This is a genomic window from Rhodopseudomonas sp. P2A-2r, assembly GCF_026015985.1.
Lineage (GTDB): Bacteria > Pseudomonadota > Alphaproteobacteria > Rhizobiales > Xanthobacteraceae > Tardiphaga.
On the sequence record NZ_CP110389.1, the window covers coordinates 751,907 to 769,310 of the forward strand.

The 17,404-nt window shown below is 61.9% G+C and carries 16 protein-coding genes and 1 pseudogene; 13 read left to right on the plus strand and 4 right to left on the minus strand.

Translation table 11 applies throughout. The features are described from left to right. Window positions 1-16: 16 nt before the first annotated feature. The 11 genes and pseudogenes from ONR75_RS03500 (at window position 17) to ONR75_RS03550 (ending at window position 11,745) form a co-directional block, all read left to right on the plus strand. Window positions 17-994, plus strand: coding sequence for a Bug family tripartite tricarboxylate transporter substrate binding protein (locus tag ONR75_RS03500; protein WP_265081401.1), 978 nt, complete (start codon window positions 17-19; stop codon window positions 992-994). A gap of 32 nt (window positions 995-1,026) precedes the next feature. Further along, window positions 1,027-1,893 (plus strand): class I SAM-dependent methyltransferase, encoded by an 867-nt coding sequence (locus ONR75_RS03505; RefSeq protein ID WP_265081402.1) that lies wholly within the window; start codon window positions 1,027-1,029, stop codon window positions 1,891-1,893. A 742-nt stretch (window positions 1,894-2,635) separates the two neighbouring features. Beyond that, complete coding sequence (locus ONR75_RS03510; RefSeq protein WP_413776487.1) at window positions 2,636-3,901, plus strand: M20 family metallopeptidase; 1,266 nt, start codon at window positions 2,636-2,638, stop codon at window positions 3,899-3,901. 59 nt (window positions 3,902-3,960) lie between these two features. Then, entirely contained in the window at window positions 3,961-4,740 is a 780-nt protein-coding gene (locus ONR75_RS03515; protein WP_265083522.1) for an ABC transporter permease, read from the plus strand. Window positions 4,741-4,804: 64 nt separating this feature from the next. Next, the gene (locus ONR75_RS03520; protein ID WP_265081404.1) at window positions 4,805-5,812 is read left to right on the plus strand and encodes an ABC transporter substrate-binding protein; all 1,008 of its coding nucleotides are present in this window, start codon (window positions 4,805-4,807) and stop codon (window positions 5,810-5,812) included. A 106-nt stretch (window positions 5,813-5,918) separates the two neighbouring features. Beyond that, window positions 5,919-6,644 (plus strand): Crp/Fnr family transcriptional regulator, encoded by a 726-nt coding sequence (locus ONR75_RS03525; protein WP_265081405.1) that lies wholly within the window; start codon window positions 5,919-5,921, stop codon window positions 6,642-6,644. A 144-nt stretch (window positions 6,645-6,788) separates the two neighbouring features. Beyond that, the gene (locus ONR75_RS03530) at window positions 6,789-7,544 is read left to right on the plus strand and encodes a sulfite exporter TauE/SafE family protein (protein WP_265081406.1); all 756 of its coding nucleotides are present in this window, start codon (window positions 6,789-6,791) and stop codon (window positions 7,542-7,544) included. Between the two features lie 39 nt (window positions 7,545-7,583). Next, entirely contained in the window at window positions 7,584-8,957 is a 1,374-nt protein-coding gene (locus ONR75_RS03535) for an amidase family protein (protein WP_265081407.1), read from the plus strand. A 180-nt stretch (window positions 8,958-9,137) separates the two neighbouring features. Then, a complete protein-coding gene (locus ONR75_RS03540) occupies window positions 9,138-10,133 on the plus strand; it encodes an NrtA/SsuA/CpmA family ABC transporter substrate-binding protein (protein WP_265081408.1) in 996 nt (331 codons plus the stop codon). Window positions 10,134-10,142: 9 nt separating this feature from the next. Then, complete coding sequence (locus ONR75_RS03545; RefSeq protein WP_265081409.1) at window positions 10,143-10,904, plus strand: ABC transporter permease; 762 nt, start codon at window positions 10,143-10,145, stop codon at window positions 10,902-10,904. Continuing rightward, window positions 10,901-11,745: pseudogene (locus ONR75_RS03550) on the plus strand (ABC transporter ATP-binding protein). The gene ONR75_RS03545 and the pseudogene ONR75_RS03550 overlap by 4 nt, the downstream one beginning before the upstream one ends. 40 nt (window positions 11,746-11,785) lie before the next feature. Here ONR75_RS03550 and ONR75_RS03555 read toward each other — a convergent pair. From ONR75_RS03555 to ONR75_RS03570, 4 genes are all read right to left on the minus strand, one after another. Then, window positions 11,786-12,763 (minus strand): HEAT repeat domain-containing protein, encoded by a 978-nt coding sequence (locus tag ONR75_RS03555; RefSeq protein ID WP_265081410.1) that lies wholly within the window; start codon window positions 12,761-12,763, stop codon window positions 11,786-11,788. Window positions 12,764-12,766: 3 nt separating this feature from the next. Further along, window positions 12,767-13,000, minus strand: a complete 234-nt coding sequence (locus tag ONR75_RS03560) for a ferredoxin family protein (RefSeq protein WP_265081411.1) — start codon at window positions 12,998-13,000, stop codon at window positions 12,767-12,769. 29 nt (window positions 13,001-13,029) lie between these two features. Then, window positions 13,030-14,772, minus strand: a complete 1,743-nt coding sequence (locus tag ONR75_RS03565; protein ID WP_265081412.1) for a fumarate reductase/succinate dehydrogenase flavoprotein subunit — start codon at window positions 14,770-14,772, stop codon at window positions 13,030-13,032. A gap of 143 nt (window positions 14,773-14,915) precedes the next feature. Further along, a complete protein-coding gene (locus tag ONR75_RS03570; RefSeq protein WP_265081413.1) occupies window positions 14,916-15,836 on the minus strand; it encodes a YeiH family protein in 921 nt (306 codons plus the stop codon). An 81-nt stretch (window positions 15,837-15,917) separates the two neighbouring features. Between ONR75_RS03570 and ONR75_RS32700 the strand changes: the two genes are divergently transcribed. Together ONR75_RS32700 and ONR75_RS03580 are read left to right on the plus strand one after the other, a co-directional pair. After that, complete coding sequence (locus tag ONR75_RS32700; protein ID WP_413776433.1) at window positions 15,918-16,472, plus strand: gamma-butyrobetaine hydroxylase-like domain-containing protein; 555 nt, start codon at window positions 15,918-15,920, stop codon at window positions 16,470-16,472. 111 nt (window positions 16,473-16,583) lie between these two features. Next, complete coding sequence (locus ONR75_RS03580; protein WP_413776434.1) at window positions 16,584-17,375, plus strand: Crp/Fnr family transcriptional regulator; 792 nt, start codon at window positions 16,584-16,586, stop codon at window positions 17,373-17,375. Window positions 17,376-17,404 lie beyond the last annotated feature (29 nt).

Consider the following 17,404-nt stretch of genomic DNA (forward strand, 5'->3'; position numbering starts at 1 on the left):
TATCCGGGAGATCGAGATGAAGAGCCTTGTACACCCGCTGATATTGGGGGTGGTGACGACCGCCCTCGTATCGTCGGCCGTCGCGCAGCCAGCAAGGGCTGAATGCTCGCAGCCCGTCAAAATGATCGTGTCATACCCGCCGGGGTCGCCAGACGATGTGATCGCGCGAATCATGGCGCAAAAGCTCTCCGAGGCGGGCGGGCGGTTCTATGTCGAGAATCTCCCCGGCGCCGGCGGGATGATCGGCACCGCGACGGCCGCCAAGGCGTTGCCGGACGGCTGCACCATGGTCATCGTCAATCAGAACTTCGTCGTTCAGCCCGCGATCGGCGAAAAGCTTGCCTACGAGGTTCCCGACAGTTTTACGCCGGTCACACTATTGGTCGCGGCGCCCGAAACGATTTCGGTCAACCCGTCCGTGCCCGCTACCACCATCAAGGAACTTGTTGCGCTGGTGCATGCGAGCCCCGCCAAGTACAATTACGCTTCGCCCGGTTATGGTTCTTCGCCGCATCTCGCAAGCGAGCGGCTATTCAAACACACGCTCGGGCTCGACGTCGTGCACGTCCCGTTCCAGGGCGGGCCTCCGGCCGTGACCTCAACGGTTGCCGGTCACACCCAGATTCTGCACCTCACCCTTCCGATCGTTGCCCCGCTGGTGCGCGACGGCAAACTTCGTTTGCTCGCAATTGCCGACAAGACGCGCGCTCCAGAATTTCCCAGCATTCCCACGCTGGAGGAGGCAGGCATACCGAACCACGAGGTCGGATTCTGGGACGGGATATTGCTGCCGAAGGGAACGCCTGACGACATCGTCGAACTCAGGCATCGGCAAATTGGTCAGATCATGGCGTTGCCGGACGTGCGGGATCGGTTGGCAGGGCTTGGATATACGCCGATCAATGGCTCGCCGAACGCGTTCGCGGCGCATCTGCAGACCGAGCTAAGCAAATGGAAAGCTATCGTCCGCGACGGCAACATCAAACCTGAATAATCCGATCTGAAACGAGTTCGAAAGCGCGTGCCATGAACATAGAGTTTTCCGTCGACCCTGATGTTGCCACGGCGGCGATGCGCGCGCAGTGGGACCAGGCGGCCCGGGGCTGGCGCGACTCCGGCGCCGTCATTCGGCCGTGGCTGCAGCAGGCGACGCAGGCCATGCTTGGAATGGCCGGCGTTAAACCCGGCGCCCATGTCCTCGATGTGGCCGCCGGCGCCGGAGACCAGACCCTTGATATCGCCGAGCGGGTTGGTCCAGACGGCTACGTGCTGGCCACGGATTTATCGCCCGAGATTATTCAATTCGCAGCGCAGCAGGCTACTGCCGCGGGTCATCGCAACGTCGAGACGCGCGTTTCGGACGGACAGAACTTGCAGGTCGAGGACACCAGATTCGATGCGGTGGTGTGCAGGCTAGGCCTGATGTTTTTCGGCGACCCGTTACAGGGATTGCGTGAAATGGCGCGGGTGCTCAAACCCGGTGGCGGCGTCTGTACCATGGTGTTCGGGTCGCCCCAGGCCAATCCCTGTGTGACGACGCTGATGTCGACGGCGCTCGGGCACGCCGGCCTGCCGCCGCGCGATCCGTTTCAGCCCGGCGGACTGCTCAGTCTCGGCAAGCTCGGCCTGATCGATGACCTGTTCAAGGGGGCGGGATTCCGCGAGGTCGCGACCACCAGCGTTGCAGCGCCGTTTCACCTCCCGACCGTCAAGGACTACATGAAATTCGTACGAACATCGGCGGGGCCGATCGTCGAGATATTGAAGAGCCTTGACGGCGTTAAGGCTGAAGCCGCATGGGCGGATATGGAGCAAGTTCTCAGTCGATATGAAACGGCCACCGGGTGGGAAGGTCCAAATCAAATGTTATTGACGGCCGCAAGAAAATTGTAGACCCCCTCCATGAGGGACAACGGTCGTTCGTTTCATACGGTCGCTTCTGACGCAAAGCTGCCATCCAGTTAGCGAGCTCTAACAGTCTGCTGAAAAACTCCGGCGCCGGGCGTCAAAACCGTGAACAAAACGGAATCTAAAAGAGTCTGGAACGGAATCGAACTGCGGCGGAATTGAGTTTTTCAGCAGACTGCTAATGTTACAAGCGCAGGGGGCGTTCGGTGGACGCAGTGGTCTGTGAAGATGGCGAGCTGCATTCACAGAATTCACGACCGTCCACAGCATTGAATCTTCCATAACAGTTGATGGACGAATGCTGATGCTTTGCGTGGGCGGCTGCTCTATCGGCCTATCGCCGACCTTCACGCCGCAGCGCGACGGTATCAAAATCGTGGTTTTATCAGTGCCTCCTTCGCTTGCAGGCCGCGACCGCGTCTCGGGATACGGCGGGTTGGCTGGATTGACGCGTCGCCCGCGTCAAAAGCCGGAGAGTTGCCGGTAGATCGCCCTACCAAGCGCAGCCGGTGGTGCTCGGTTGGCAAACGTGAGTTCAAGCGCAAAAATTTGCATTCCTTGCAACGGGTTTAAGGCATTGGAATTCGGACACAATCCTGCACAAACCGCGCGGCGATGCTGGTGGCATGCGGAGTGCATTGAGACATGCGTGGTCTCCTGTGACGCCCTTCGGCGTCCTGCTGGTCGAATGGCTCATGAATATGACGGTCCCCCTATCCTCAGCTCTATGGAAGCCGATGTTTTGTCGCGGATCACCGAAGAGCGGTGGCTCGAACTGACGACGGAGCTGATCCGTACCGGTCAGCCGCGCTCGGGCAACCCGCTCGATCCTGATCTGCCGCCGGCGGAGGAAGAAGCGATATCGATGCTAGTCGCCGGTAAGCTGGAAGCAATCGGGATGGAGGTCACTAAGCATTCGGCGCAGCCGCATCGGCCCAATGTGCTTGGCGTTCTGAAGGGACGGGACGGGGCGCCTTCGCTGATCATCAACGACCATCTCGACACCTATCCGGTCGTGGAGCCGGAAAAGTGGCACATGACCGACTTTGATCCGTTTAAGGCCACACGACATGGCGACCTGCTTTATGCGCGGGGAACGTCGGACACGCGCGGCAACCTGGCGGCATCGTTGCTCGCAGTCCAGGCTTTGGTCGAGGCCGGTGTCGTCCTCGATGGCACGCTGATGTGCTGCTACACCGTCGATGAGGAGCGCAACGGGACCGAAGGCTCCATCTACATGTTGCAGCAGGTCGGCCTCACCGCAGATTATGAAATCACTGCGGAGCCGACCGCGTGGGGCGATGTGGCGGACGACTGGGGCATGAATCTGTCGGTGGCTAATTCTGGTCACTGCTTGATCGAGGTCACGGTCAAAGGCATCAAATCGCACATCTGGCGTCCCGATATCAGCATCAATGCGATCACCGAGGCCAGCCGGCTGCTGCCGCAGTTGAAGGCGATGGCGTTTACCCACGTGCCGGCCGGCTTCATGGGGCACACCCCGCCTTGCTGTTCGGTTGTGCGAATTCGCGGCGGTCTGGCTGGCGAAATGCAATTCTCGCCGGATGCCTGCACCATCACGCTGGCCGTGGTCGGCATCGTGCCGGGCATGACGCTGGCCAGCGTGATTGCCGACATCGAGCAGGCCGCCCGCGACACGTTCGCGGGCCATAACGAGATCGGCGTCGATGTCCGGCAGGTGCCGGGCTCGCTGTTCGTCAATGCCACCGAACCGGTACCGATCGAGGAAGAACCCTGCAAGTCGCTGCGTGCGGTCTACCGCCAGCTGATGGGCCGCGAGCCCGGGGTCAACCGCAAGAACGCCTTCAACGACACGATCCGCTTTCGCGAGGCCGGCATCAATGCGGTGACCTTCGGTCCCGGCGAAGATGGCTGGGCGGTCGACAACGAGAACATCTCCATCACCAAGGCGGTGATGGCGACCAAGATCTACGCGCTGACCATCATGAAAGTGCTGGGGCTGCGGATGTAATGGCGGATCCTGGAGCGTCCTTGAGCGGGCCGCGCACCAACAGCCCTGGCCGGTTGCGAATGCCGCAGGTGTCGCGGTCCTTCCTGCTGTCGTCCCTGTCGGTTGCGGTCTTGCTCGGCACCTGGGTTCTGGTCACCGAGATGGGCTGGGCGAACGAATTGTTCCTACCGAAACCGCAGTCGGTCTGGGCGGCATTCGTCAAAACGCTGACGCGCGGTTATCAAGGCTCGACGTTGATGGAGCACATTGGCGCCAGCCTGTACCGCATCCTGGTGGCGTTCGCGCTCGCCTGCCTGGTCGGGATCCCCTTGGGGGTGCTGATGGGCGTGTCGCGCGATGCGCGATCGTTGCTTAATCCGCTGATCGAATTCTACCGGCCGCTGCCGCCGCTCGGGCTCTACACGCTGCTGGTGATGTGGCTGGGTATCGGCGAGACATCCAAACTATCGCTGCTGTTCCTAGCGGGATTGCCCGGCATCGTGATCTCGACCATTCAGGCCGTCTCGACGATTGATCCGATTTACGTACGGGCCGCCAAATCGCTCGGTGCCACGCGACGCGTCTTGGTGTTCGAGGTTTACCTGCCTGCCGCGGGCCCGATGATCCTTGCCGGCATGCGGATCTCACTGGGCTTCATCTACACCGTGCTGGTTGCAGCGGAAATTGTCGCCGCCTCCGCCGGCATCGGCTGGATGATCTGGGATGCCGCCAAGTTCCTGATGTCCGACATCGTTATCATGGGCCTCATCGTGCTCGGGCTCACCGGCGTCGCGCTGGACTTCGCGATGCGCTGTGTCGGACGCGTGTTGATGCCCTGGACTTACCGCTCGCTTAGCTAAATTCCGGGCCGCCGAAAGGGGAGGTGGCCCGGTGCAAAACGTCCCCGTATTTCAGGAGAGAACGATGAAGAGACTGCTCGCTTCACTCGCCACTGCGACGGCCGTTCTGACCAGCGCGGCATTCGCGGCCGACAAGCCAACCAAAGTGACGGTCGGTTATCTCAACCTGGTCAACGCGCAGCTCGTCACCAAGAACCTTGGCTTGCTTGCCAAGGAGATGCCGGGCGTCGAGATCAAATATGTCAAGGTGGGCGGCGGCGGCGATATGCTGCGGGCCATCGCTGGCAGCGACGTCGATTTCGGTGGCCTCGGTAATCCGCCGACTGCAATCGGCGCCACGCGCGCGCTGCCGATAAAGGGCATCCTGGTGCTCAACATGCTCGACTACGTCGAGTCGATGGTTGTCCGGACTTCGAAGAATATCAAGTCGCTCAAGGATCTGAAAGGCAAGACGGTCGCAGCGCCATTCGGCTCGACGACCCATTACCTTCTATTGCAGGCGCTCAAGAAGGAAGGCGTCGATCCATCGTCGATGAAGATCCTGGACCTGCCACCGGCGGACATCGCCTCTGCCTGGCTCCGCGGCGACCTCGACGCCGCGTGGTTCTGGGAGCCCAATCTCGACAAGACTGTCAAGAACGACGGCAATATCCTGATCACCTCCGGCGACATGCTCCGGAAAGGCTACCCGACGTGGGACATCGGTGTGGTCATGAATGCATTTGCCGAGAAGTACCCAGATTATGTCGTTAAATTTGTCAGGGCGGAATGCGCGGGGATCGATTTCTGGCTGAAAAATCCGGAGAAGACCGCCGAAATCATCGCTGACGAGCTTTCGTTGCCGATCGCGGATGCAACGCGAATGATGAAAGGGACGTCGATGGTTGCGTGCGACAAGCAACTGACTGCGCCCTATCTCGGGACGTCCGCGAAAAAGGGTGAGTTTGTCGATACGTTGCTGGCGACCGCCGATTTTCTTGTAAAGCAGGAAAGGCTGCCCAAGCTGCTGCCGCGCAAGGACTTTGAGGCCTTTATTGTGCCCGGCTATGTCGAGAAAGTGCTGGGCAAGTAATCGCCGGAAACATCGATCGGGCGGGGCACGCGACGACGTGCTCCGCCTTGCCAAGTGGGGGGATAGTTCATAGCCTTTCGGACGATCACGCTGATCTGGAGAACGTATGGTTCGCAACGCAGGCAATCTGGCCCATGGAGCCGCTTGTCCTGGCGATGCGCGCGATGTGAGGGTTGATCGTTACCTGCTCAAGGCGTTGGCCAGGCCCGATCTCGATCTGGTCATGTCGACGGGCGCCGTCTTCACCTACGAGAATCGCGACTATCTGCTGCGTGAGGGTGAAACCGGTGACGGCATCTATATCATCCTGAGCGGTGTGGTGGAGAGCACCTTTACCGGCCAACACGGCCGCGAATTGATGCTTGCAACCTGGCATGAGGGAGACTTTGTGGGCGCACCCTATGTGCTCGGCGATCACCGCCACAGTTGGTCGGCAAGGTCGCTGGGGCGGGTCGAGGCGCTGCACCTCGATCAGGGCGCCATCCGCAGGCTGATCGGGCTGTCACCGGCGTTCGCCGTAGCGCTGATCGAAAGCCTTGGATTCAAGGGCGAAACCTATTCCGCGCTGGCCCAGATGCTGGGCGGCCAGAAAGTCGGCGAGCGGCTGGCCCTGTTGCTCCTCAATCTGTGCGAGAACGCCGCCACGTTGGGCGGCAACTCGGTCTCGTTGGGGCGTATTACACAAGCGAACCTAGCAAGAATGATCGGAGCGACGCGGCAATCGATCAGCCTTGCCTTGAATCGTCTGGAGGACGAAGGCGTCATTACTGCGCACGCGACAACGATGGTCGTTAACGACATCGCCGAGTTGAGGCGCGAGGCGGGCCATTGATCCGAGTGCCTGACGCCGGCACGACGACTTTAGCGACCGGCCTGACAATTAATTGCTCCTTTTTGCCATGGAAGTATCCCACCGTTCCGCCGGGAGGGACATGCGTTCTTCCGCCATGGGCAGATCGTTTTCGGCCACCAGTTGATGATCGAAATATCGATTGAGCGGGATCTTTTGGTCATTTTCATCGCAGGAATCTTCGGAGGAATTGTTCGCGGCTACTCGGGATTCGGCTTCGCGCTGGCGGCGATGCCGATCCTGACCATCGTGGTCTCTCCGGCTATCGCGGTGCCTGCGGTCTTCCCGCTGGAGTGCCTGATCGGGCTTTCGACCTTGCCGCGCGAGCAGGTTAACGTGGATCTGAGCGTGCTCAAATGGCTGGCTCTCGGGTCGTTGATCGGCACGCCGCTCGGCATCGGCGTTTTGTCTCTGATGCCGGCAAACCCGATGCGTCTTGCCGTCGCTCTGGCGGTCGGGGCGGCGACGTTCAGAGCCTGGCGGGGGATGCGGGAAACCATGGCCGAGAACCCCTCGAATCTGGCCTTAATCGGCTTCCTGTCGGGCTGCCTCAATGGCGGGACGGGTCTGAGCGGGCCGCCTGTGATTGTTTCCCTGCTCGGCAGCAACATGCCGGTGATCGCGGCGCGCGCCACATTAATTGCCTTCATCGCGATGAGCGCAGGGTTTGGCGTCGTTCTCTCCGCCGCGCACGGAGCTTATTCGCTGCATGTCGCGCGCATCAGCCTCATGATGGCGCCGGCGGCGGCAGCGGGCTGTGCGCTTGGCCTGTTCGCCTTCTCCTATGGACCGCGCCATTGTTATCGTTCGATTTCGCTCTCGCTTCTCGCCGTCGCCATGACCATTGCCGTTGTTACGGCGACCCTCGCCATGATCAATTAAATCGCAATATGTGCGGCAGCCTGCCCAAGGAAATTCCACATGGACCTCGCGTTGATCGACTTCAGTTTTGCTTCAGTTCGTTCGGCACTGGCGCGCGGCGTATCGGCCGATAGGATCGTCGAGGAAGCCTGCCGCCGCGCGCAAGCCTGCGCGGAGGATGGCATATTCACCTCGCTCGTCCCGCCGGCGCAGGCCACCGAGCGGGCCCGGCAGTTGCAAGCCAGGGCCGATGCCGGTGAAAATCTGCCTCTGCTCGGCCTGCCGTTTTCGGTCAAGGATAGCATTCACGTTGCCGGGATGATCACCACCAGCAACTGTGCGGCGCTGCAATTGAAGCCGGAGGACTCCGCCTTTGCCGTCACGCGCCTGGAGGACGCCGGCGCGGTCCTGATCGGCAAGAACACGCTGGACCAGTTCGCCACCGGCCTGAACGGGACCCGAAGCCCCGAGCCGCTGTGCCGCAATGCGATCAACCCGGCCTACATTCCTGGCGGCTCCAGTTCCGGCTCTGCGGTCGCTGTGGCGCGTGGTATCGTCGCGTTTTCGCTCGGGACGGACACTGGTGGCTCGGGGCGGGTGCCCGCGGCTTGCAACGGCATCATTGGCCTGAAGCCGACCATCGGTCTCGTGAGCTCGCGTGGACTGCTATACAATAACCGTTCGTTCGACTGCATTCCGGTGTTTACGACACTGTGCGACGAGGCTTACGAAATTCTCGAACACATCGCCGGATTCGATGTCGAGGACCCGCTCAGCCGCAGCGATGCGGATGCCATCGACCTGCAGGCCCGGCCGTCGGAGCCGCTGACGATCGCTGTTCCGCGTGCGGACCAGATGACGTTCTTCGGCGATGAGGAAGCGCGCAGGACGTACGAGGTCAATCTCGCGCTGCTGCAGTCGATGGGGCACCAGTTGCGGCCCATCGACTTCACGCTGTTCGAGGCGGCGGGCCGTCTGGTCTTTCAGAGCGCCATGGTCGCGGAACGCCTGATCGACTACAAGGACGTCGTCGAAAACCATCGGGACGCCATTCATCCGGCGGTTTGGGCTGCGGTCGAGCCCGGCTTCAAATACACCGCGATGGACGCCTTCGAGACGCTGTATGCGATCAAGGCGCTGCAGCGCAAAGCACTCCTGCTGCTCGAGGGATGCAGCGCCATGGTGGTGCCGACCGTGCCGACTGTGTTCACCATCGATCAGATGCTGGCGGACCCGATGGCGCTCAATACTGCGATGGGCACCTATACCTATTTCGTCAATCCGCTGGACATGTGCGCAGTGGCCGTTCCCGGCAAGGCTCGCGCCGACGGCCTGCGCTCTTCACTTTGCTTCGTCGCACGCTCAGGGGCTGATGGCCTGGTGCGGACGCTCGGGCGCACGTTCGAACGACAGGTCGCAGCCACGGGACAATAGTTCCACGACATGCTGCGGCTCTGGAACGAACGTGTCGTGCCGCATCGCCAGGCGTGCCGGCGACTGCTTTTGCCAGTCGGCGTCACTGCTTCGACCGGCCGGTGTCGATTAATTGCTTTGGCATTTTTGGCGGTGAACTAGCTTACCGCCTACCAAACCTCGAATGGTCCGGAGCTTCGTATGTTGGACGTCAGAACGGCCGCCTTCACTGCTGCGATCTTGCTTGCGTCGGTCTTTCGACCGGATCCGGCGTCTGCCGAATTGCTGAAGGCAAGGCTCGCCCAGAATTTGGGTCCGATCTCCGGCGTCGTCATCGTCGCCAGGGAGCAAGGCTTTTTCGAAAGGCGCGGGCTCGATATCTCGGTCAGCAACTTCACCTCCGGGAAGCAATGCCTCGACACCGTGGTCGGTGGCGGTGCTGACATTGCCACAACGGCGGAGGCCCCGGTGACGGCGGCGGCGATGGCCGGTCAGTCGATCGCCTTCCTCGCCCGCATGGAATATTCCGACCTCAAGACGATCGTGGCCAGCAAGGCGGGCGTCAAGAGCAAGGCCGACCTCAAGGGCAAGAAGATTGCGTTCACCGCCGGGACCGGAAGCGAGGTCTATACGTTGGCGTTGCTGGCGAGTGCCGGGTTGAAGAAGGAGGATGTCACGCTGGTCAACCTGCGACCGCAGGAGATGCTGCCAGCGCTGGTGGCCGGCAGCATCGATGCTTTCGATACCTGGGAGCCGCACATTGCCAATGCCAAGAAGACATTGGGACCGGACGTGGCGCAGATCGACACCAAGGGCATCTATTCGGAGACGTTCAATATCGTCGTGATGCGTGACTATCTGGAAAAGAACGGCCCTCTGGTTGAGAAATTCCTGGCCGCCATGCTCGATGCGGAAGCCTGGATGAAGTCCAATCCGGAGGAGGCGATCACGGTCGTCTCAAAGGCCGTTGGGATCAAGCGCGAAGAACTGGCACCGATCTGGACGGACTATGTCTATCAGGTCACGCTGGACGACAAGCAGATCGACATTCTCAAGGCTCATGCGGCCTGGCGGCTCGCGAGCGGAAATCATCCGCCGGGCGCAACGATGCCGGACTTTCTCAAGGTGCTGGAGCCTGGTCCGCTGAAGAAGCTCGATCCGACCCGCGTGACCTACTCCGGCCAGCGCGGCGGCTAGAGATCGGCGATGACCAGCGGGCAAGCGCAGCGCCTCAATACGGCGATCTCGATATTGTCGATTCCGTTGTTTTTCGGCGTCTGGGAGCTGGTTTCGCGTTCCCACATCGTCAACATCGTGCTGTTCCCGCCGCCTTCGGTGGTCGCAGTGGCGATGGTCGAGTGGATCAAGAGCGGCCAGTTCGCCATTGACCTTGCGGTCAGTGTCTATCGGGTCGTGGCCGGCTTCCTTCTCGGGGCGTCTGTCGGCGTCGTCTTCGGGGTTTTGACCGGTCAGTTCCAGCTGTTTTCCAGCCTGTTTTCCCCGATCTTCCATATCCTGCGGCCGATCCCACCGATAGCCTTCGTACCGATCGTGATCCTGTGGTTCGGGTTGTCCGAGACCGGAAAGATCTTCCTGGTGTTCTGGGGCGTGTTCTTCACGGTTTGGCTAACCACCCACATCGGCGTGCAGAAGATCGATCGCGGCCTCATTCGCGCGGCGCTGATGCTGGGTACGCCCCGGCGCCGCATGCTCGGTGAGATCGTCCTGTTCGGGGCCTTGCCCTATATCGCGGTTGGCCTGCGGAACGCCGTCAGCATTTCCTTCTACACACTGGTGGCCGCCGAACTCGCCGGGTCGCTGGCCGGGATCGTGTACCGCATCGAAATTGCCCAGCAGAACCTGCAGACCGGGCAGGTGATGGGCGGCCTCGTCGCGCTGGGGGCCGTCTCCTTCCTGGCTGATCGCGGCTTCGCCGCCTTGACCCAGCGTCTGGTATGGTGGCGATGACATTGCAACTGGTCACTAACTCCCTGAAGGTTCAAGACAGCACGGCGTCTGCGGTGCTGGAAATCGATGTCGACGACGTCAGCATTGTCTTCGACTCGGCGAAGGGTCAGCTCGTTGCGGCCGACCGTGTCTCGTTCCAGATCAGGCGTGGCGAATTCGTCTGCCTGCTCGGCCCGTCCGGCTGCGGTAAGTCCACCGTCCTCAATACGATCGCAGGGTTCGAGACGCCCTATTCCGGCCAGGTGAGAATTGGCGGTGTCCCGGTGACGGGACCGGGCCCGGACCGAGGCATGGTGTTCCAGCAGCCCCATCTGTTTCCCTGGAAGTCGGTGCGCAGCAACATCGCCCACGGGCCCAGCATGCTGGGCAAGACGGCCAGGGAAGCGACCGCGATCGCCAACGACCTAATCGCCATGGTCGGCCTCAACCGGTTCGCCGATGCCTATCCACACACGCTGTCGGGTGGCATGCAGCAGCGCGTCGCAATTGCCCGCGCCCTGGCCAACCGGCCGGCTGTGCTGTTGATGGATGAGCCGTTTGGTGCGCTCGATGCGCAAACCCGGATTGTCATGCAGGAGAGTCTGCTGGCGCTCTGGGGGCAGGTCAGCACCACCATCGTCTTCGTCACCCACGACATCGACGAGGCCATCTTCCTGGCCGACCGGGTTTTGCTCATGAGTGCCGGTCCCGGCCGAATCCTGCGCGATCTGCGTATCGACCTGCCGCGGCCGCGATCCGGCGAAGTCGTGCTGGACAGCGCCTACATCGGCTTGAAAAAGAGTGCCTAGACCTCATTCGCACCGAAAGCCGGCGTTCCTTCGAACAGCAGGCGATCAGCTAGAGTTGCGCTGCGAGTTCGCAGCGTAACCAGGGGTGATCGGTCAGGATCCGGTCGCGCTCTGATTGGCGTGGATGCGCTGCATCGCCCAGCGCGCGTTCTTTCGGACCTCGGGGTCGGCGTCATTGGCGATTGGCTCGAGGAACTTGAGTCCAGCGGGATTGGCGATTTCACCGAGTGCCGCCGCGCCTTCCTTGCGCAGGTTGGCTTGGGCGTGACCGATGCACGCGCCGATCGCGGACACGGCGCGCGCGATCTTCATTTTGCCGAGGCTGCGTACCGCCTTCAGGCGCACTTGCCAGTAGTCGTCCGCAATGGCGAGAATGAGCGCATCCGCGGCCTGCATGCAGTTGATATTGGTGCCGAGGGTCTCGGCCGCGATTTCGCGGACCATCCAGTCGGGGTCGGACAGCGCGCGGGTGATCGATTCCGTCGCGGGTTTCATATGCGAGAATGCCAGCGCGCTGACGGCGGCGCGGCGGACATGTGGATCGGCATCCGACGTCGCCGAGGTCAAGGCAGGGATGGCCTCCTCCAGCTTGAGAAATCCGATCACGCCGATCGCCTGCACCCTCACCGAGGCGTCGACATCGTGAAGTGCTTCGAGCGCTGGCTTGAGCGAATCCGGACGACGCAATTCTTTCAGCGACCGCAGCGCCGCCATGCGCACGAACGCATGCGGATGGGCGACGAGCGGCAGGATGGCGTCGCCGCTGGCGGAGTCCTTCAGCTCGGCCATCGCGTCTGCTGCGGCTGTTGCGACGGCTTGCTCGTGATCGACGACCACCCTGGCCAGAGCGGCGGCGGCGGCGGGACCGTCGAATTCGCCGAGCGCCAGCGCCACCTGCTGGCGAACCCCGGCGTCGGGATCGTCGATCATGCCCGCGAGGTGGGCGACGGCTGCCGGATCGCCGGAATGGCCGAGCGCGATGATCGCCACGCGCCGCTCACCGGCATCGGCGGCATGCAGGCGATCGTCGATGTCGTCGAGGTCGTCGTAGGATTCAAACGGATCGGCCATGATTCACCTCAGGAGATAGGGGATATTGACCTTGACGGCACCCGTCGGGCAGTCGGCTTCGCACGGCATGCAGTACCAGCATTCGTCATAGGCCATATAGGCCTTCCCGGTCATGTCGCTGATGCGCAGCACGTCGAGCGGACAGACGTCAACGCAAACCGTGCAGCCCTTGTCAGCGATGCATTTGGCGTCGTCGACGACGACCGGAACGGAGGTTTCACAACTGGCGAGGGGCATCGTTTGAATCCTTGAAATTGTTGCGGACGTCAGGCGCTGGCACGCACGCGCTGCTTATCATACAGGTCCTTCTCGTCGTCCGCGATCGGGACGATGTAGGGCTCGACGGCACGCTTTTCGCTGCTCATCTTGCCGTCCTTTTTGCTCAACAGCGTGTGGCAGAACCAGTCGGCGTCGTTCTTCTCCGGGTAGTCGGTGCGCAGGTGGTAAAGGCCCCAGCGGCTTTCAGTGCGGTACAGTGAGGCATGCGCGGCCATGTCCGCGCAGTCGAGGATCGAATGGGTTTCCAGCGCGCGCAGGAGCTCGTGCGAGTTGCGCGCAATCATCTGCGTTTCCATGTCGTCGCGAACTTCGCCGAGTCGTTTCTGGCCAATCTCGAACTTCCTTGTTACTTTCGGTGGCTGCAGGTAGTCGTTAACGAGGCGTCGCGCCTTGTACTCGATCTGGTTGGGCGGGATGCCGTCCTCCCGCTTGGTCGGTGCCATCACGCGGTCGCGCTCGATCGCCACGTCGCTTGCGTCGAACGTCGCGAAATCGACGTTGTCGGCATACTCCATCGCATGTTCGCCGGCGACCGAACCGTTGGTGAAGGCGCCCAGCATGTAGTTGTGCGGTACGCTGGCCATGTCGCCGGCCGCGTAAAGGCCCGGCACCGTGGTGCGAGCAAATTCGTCCACGAATACACCCGACGCGCTGTGGCCGGAGCAGAAGCCGATTTCGGAGATATGCATTTCGATCGGCTCGTGACGATAATCCGTGGTGCGGCCTTCGTGGAAAATGCCGCGCGTGGGCCGCTCCACCTTGTGCAAGGTGGTTTCGATCTCGCTGATCGTGTCCTCGTGCAGATGGTTGAGCTTCAGGAACACCGGGCCCTTGCCCGACTGCAGCTCGTTATAGAATTCCAGCATCATCTGGCCGGACCAGTAATCACATTCAATAAAGCGTGCGCCCTCGTTATTGGCGGTGAAGGCGCCATAGGGCCCCGCCACATAGGCGCAGGCCGGACCGTTATAGTCCTTGATCAGTGGATTGATCTGAAAGCACTCGAGGTTCGCGAGCGCGGCGCCGGCGTGATAAGCCATCGCGTAGCCGTCGCCCGAATTGGCGGCGTTCTCGTAGGTGCCGAACATGTAGCCGGATGTCGGCAGGCCGAGGCGGCCGGCCGCGCCCATGCACAGGATCACGGCCTTGGCCTTGATCACCAGGATTTCAGCGGTGCGGGTGTTGACACTGACGGCGCCGGCGATGCGGCCGTCGCCGCTTTTCAGGAGGCGCGTCGCCATGTAGCGGTTCGAGATCAGGATGCGGGCACGACGCAACTGGCGATAGAGCGCTTTCTTGACCGTCTCGCCATTGGGCATTGGCAGCACGTAGGTGCCGATATGGTGCACCTTCTTCACGGCGTAGTCGCCGTTCTCGTTCTTGAGGAAGCGAATGCCGAAGCTGTCGAGTTCCTCGATAATCGAGTAGCACTTTTCAGCGTATTTGTAGACGGCCTTCTGGTCGACGATGCCGTCATTCGCGATGGTGATTTCCTTTGTGTACTGCTCGGGCGTCGCGTAGCCGGGGATCACCGCATTGTTGAGGCCATCCATGCCCATCGAAATGGCGCCGGACCGCTTCACGTTGGCTTTTTCCAGCAGCACCACATTGGCCTTTGGATTCTTCAGCTTGGCCTTCAGCGCGGCCATCGGGCCCGCGGTGCCGCCGCCGATCACCAGCACGTCGCAGGACACCTCCGAGAGGCCATCCAGAATTTCGTCCATTGCCATCGTTCGATCCTTCGCCTGATGAGGAGCAGGTTCCGTCCATCCGTTCGAATGGCGCGATGGTCAGGATAGGCGGAGGTGTCGGGGGCGATAGCAATTAGTTGTCAGCGCAGCGAAAGAATGCGCGGCGGCCGGGCGGCAGCGTGTCAGCGGTGCAGCATCAGGAAAATCGTGACGTTCGCCAGCAGCACCAGAGACAACAGCAGCAACAGCACGAGGGGCCGCCACCCGAACGACTGGATTGCCCGCCACGGCAGAGTAAGGCCGATCGCCGCAACGGCCATCACCAGCAGAAAGCGCGACAGCGGTGCGGCGACGGCGGTGGCTGCGGGCGGCACCGCCCCCGCAATCGTGAGCGCAGCGAACGCGACAAAGGCGATCAGGAACGCCGGTGGCAGAGGCACCGCCGCCTTGTCGACGGCGGAAGGCGCCGCGCCCCGCACCGGTAACATGGAGACCAGCAGCGCGGCAGGCGCCAGCATGGCCACGCGCAGCAGTTTGGCAACGGTCGCCACCTCGCCGGTCGCGGGATCGATACTGTAACCTGCTGCCACCGCGTGCGCGACCTCGTGGATCGTACCGCCGAGCAGAATTCCGCCGTTGCCGGCGTCGAGGCCAAGTACGGCCAGCAGCGGCGGATAGACCAGGAGGGCGATCGAAGACAGGATGCTCACGGCGCCGATCGTGCAGGCGACATCGCGCTTGTCGGCGTCGTCGCGCAGCAGAACAATCGCGAATGCGGCCGCCGCCGATGCGCCGCAGATGGCGACGGCGGCGGCCGAGACCAGCGACAGGTTGCGGTTCAGCCCCAGCAGCGCGCCCAGCGCCCAGCCGATCGACAGGATTATGACGACGTTTGCAGCGAGCATCACAATGGTCGTGATATCGAGGACCTGAAGCGTCGCCCCCGAGATCTGAAATCCGAGCAGGGCGACACCTGTGCGCATGAGATGTTTGCCGGCAAAACCGATTCCGGGCAAAAATGCGCGGGCTGGCGGCGCCAGTGACGCAGCGCCCAGCCCCAGCAACAGACCCCACGCGACCGCGCTGCCGGCGACGGTCGCCATGGCCGAAGCCACAGCCCCAAGTAAAGCACAGAGCAGAACTCCCAGCGCGGGGTGCTGGGTCCAGTAAGGGGCGGCGGAGTATTGCCGAAGGCGTGCGAGCATGATGCCAAACTCTCGTTGGCACGGCGGGAAGCCTGCCAACGCCAGGCAAGATGGTTCTCCGTTCGCCAGCAGAACAAGCAAGGAATTGCCGGCATCTTCCCCCTGATGGGAGATTTTCGTCCGCAATTAATTGCTCTGCAGCGGATGGGCGGCGTGATCGTATGCAGTTATTGGAGACTTCTGATGACCCGGATCGATCTGCCGGCGACGCTTGTCGCCAAACCTGGCGCTGTGCCGACACAAATCGCGGTGAGCGATGACCTGAGCTTTCTCGAGGTCACCACGGCAGCCGGCGATGTCGAACGGCTGGGCGCCGAGCGATTACGCCTCGCGTGCAAGTGCGCGCATTGCCTGCGCGCGCGGATCGATGGCGCGTTTCCGAACCGCTTTGAAGGTATTGCGATCACCGCCGTGGCCCCGGTCGGCGGCTATGCCATCAATCTTTCGTTCTCCGACGGCCATGCGCGCGGGATTTACCCGTGGGCGTTTCTGCTTGGCCTGGTCGAAGGTGCGCCCGACGCACAACAGCATTGATGTGCTTCGATCTCGCTCCGACGTAGTCGCGCCTGTCACGGAATCGGCTGGATTTGGATTGGCACAAGGCTTGCTGCGCATTTAGACTGGTTTCAAGGTCTGGAGCGCACGATGCAACTTAATGCAACTAATACTGCGGCGTCTGCTCATACTAAGAAAATGGCGGCGCATGCGGCGGCGGCAGGTGGTGGCGGTCAGTCGCTGCTGTTGACGGAAAGTGCGGGGGCGCTGGGCGGCCCGCCGTCGTTCTTTGAATCGTTGTCGCCGTCCGAACGCGAGACGGTCCTGAAGCAGGGGCGGCGCAAGGTGCTGTACCGCGGTCAGACGCTGTTCAACCAGGGCGCCCGGCACGACGGCATCTACCTGATCGAGACCGGCCGGATCCGGGTTTTCTACACCGCACCGTCGAGCCGCGAAATCACTCTGGCCTATTGGCATCCCGGCAATTTCGTCGGTGGCCCCGAAGTATTCGGCGGCGGCGCGCATCAATGGTCGGGCGTTGCCACCAGCAACAGCAGCGTCGTCCAATTGCCGGGCAGGGAATTGCGCGCGCTGGTGGTGCAGGTCCCCAACCTCGCGATCGGGCTGATCGAGGGGCTGGCCTTCAAGGGCAAATGCTATTCGGCGCTGGCGCAGATGCTGGGCACACGGTCGATCACCGAACGACTTGCGCATCTGCTGCTGCACCTTGTCGAACTGTACGGCGTCGACAACCCAGACGGCATCCTGATCGCCTCGGCATTCACCCATGCGGATCTTGCGCACATGGTCGGCGCCACGCGCCAGTGGGTGACGATCAGCCTCAAGCGGATGCACGAAAAGGATATCGTCACCTCCCGCAAATCCCGAATTGTCGTGCGACGCCCCGATTTGTTGCAGGAGATGAAGGGTTTGGGCGACTGATCCATGCCTCTCGATACGGCTTGGCCGCG

What these genes read in the sequence shown, in the direction of transcription:
- ONR75_RS03525 (WP_265081405.1), top strand. Translation starts at nt 5,919, where the DNA reads ATGGTTCGCAACGCAGGCAATCTGGCCCATGGAGCCGCTTGTCCTGGC.
- ONR75_RS03505 (WP_265081402.1), top strand. Translation starts at nt 1,027, where the DNA reads ATGAACATAGAGTTTTCCGTCGACCCTGATGTTGCCACGGCGGCGATG.
- ONR75_RS03560 (WP_265081411.1), bottom strand. Translation starts at nt 13,000, where the DNA reads ATGCCCCTCGCCAGTTGTGAAACCTCCGTTCCGGTCGTCGTCGACGAC.
- ONR75_RS03580 (WP_413776434.1), top strand. Translation starts at nt 16,584, where the DNA reads ATGCAACTTAATGCAACTAATACTGCGGCGTCTGCTCATACTAAGAAA.
- ONR75_RS03500 (WP_265081401.1), top strand. Translation starts at nt 17, where the DNA reads ATGAAGAGCCTTGTACACCCGCTGATATTGGGGGTGGTGACGACCGCC.
- ONR75_RS03545 (WP_265081409.1), top strand. Translation starts at nt 10,143, where the DNA reads ATGACCAGCGGGCAAGCGCAGCGCCTCAATACGGCGATCTCGATATTG.
- ONR75_RS03510 (WP_413776487.1), top strand. Translation starts at nt 2,636, where the DNA reads ATGGAAGCCGATGTTTTGTCGCGGATCACCGAAGAGCGGTGGCTCGAA.
- ONR75_RS03555 (WP_265081410.1), bottom strand. Translation starts at nt 12,763, where the DNA reads ATGGCCGATCCGTTTGAATCCTACGACGACCTCGACGACATCGACGAT.
- ONR75_RS03520 (WP_265081404.1), top strand. Translation starts at nt 4,805, where the DNA reads ATGAAGAGACTGCTCGCTTCACTCGCCACTGCGACGGCCGTTCTGACC.
- ONR75_RS03515 (WP_265083522.1), top strand. Translation starts at nt 3,961, where the DNA reads ATGCCGCAGGTGTCGCGGTCCTTCCTGCTGTCGTCCCTGTCGGTTGCG.
- ONR75_RS03570 (WP_265081413.1), bottom strand. Translation starts at nt 15,836, where the DNA reads ATGGCGACCGTCGCCGGCAGCGCGGTCGCGTGGGGTCTGTTGCTGGGG.
- ONR75_RS03530 (WP_265081406.1), top strand. Translation starts at nt 6,789, where the DNA reads ATGATCGAAATATCGATTGAGCGGGATCTTTTGGTCATTTTCATCGCA.
- ONR75_RS03565 (WP_265081412.1), bottom strand. Translation starts at nt 14,772, where the DNA reads ATGGCAATGGACGAAATTCTGGATGGCCTCTCGGAGGTGTCCTGCGAC.
- ONR75_RS03540 (WP_265081408.1), top strand. Translation starts at nt 9,138, where the DNA reads ATGTTGGACGTCAGAACGGCCGCCTTCACTGCTGCGATCTTGCTTGCG.
- ONR75_RS03535 (WP_265081407.1), top strand. Translation starts at nt 7,584, where the DNA reads ATGGACCTCGCGTTGATCGACTTCAGTTTTGCTTCAGTTCGTTCGGCA.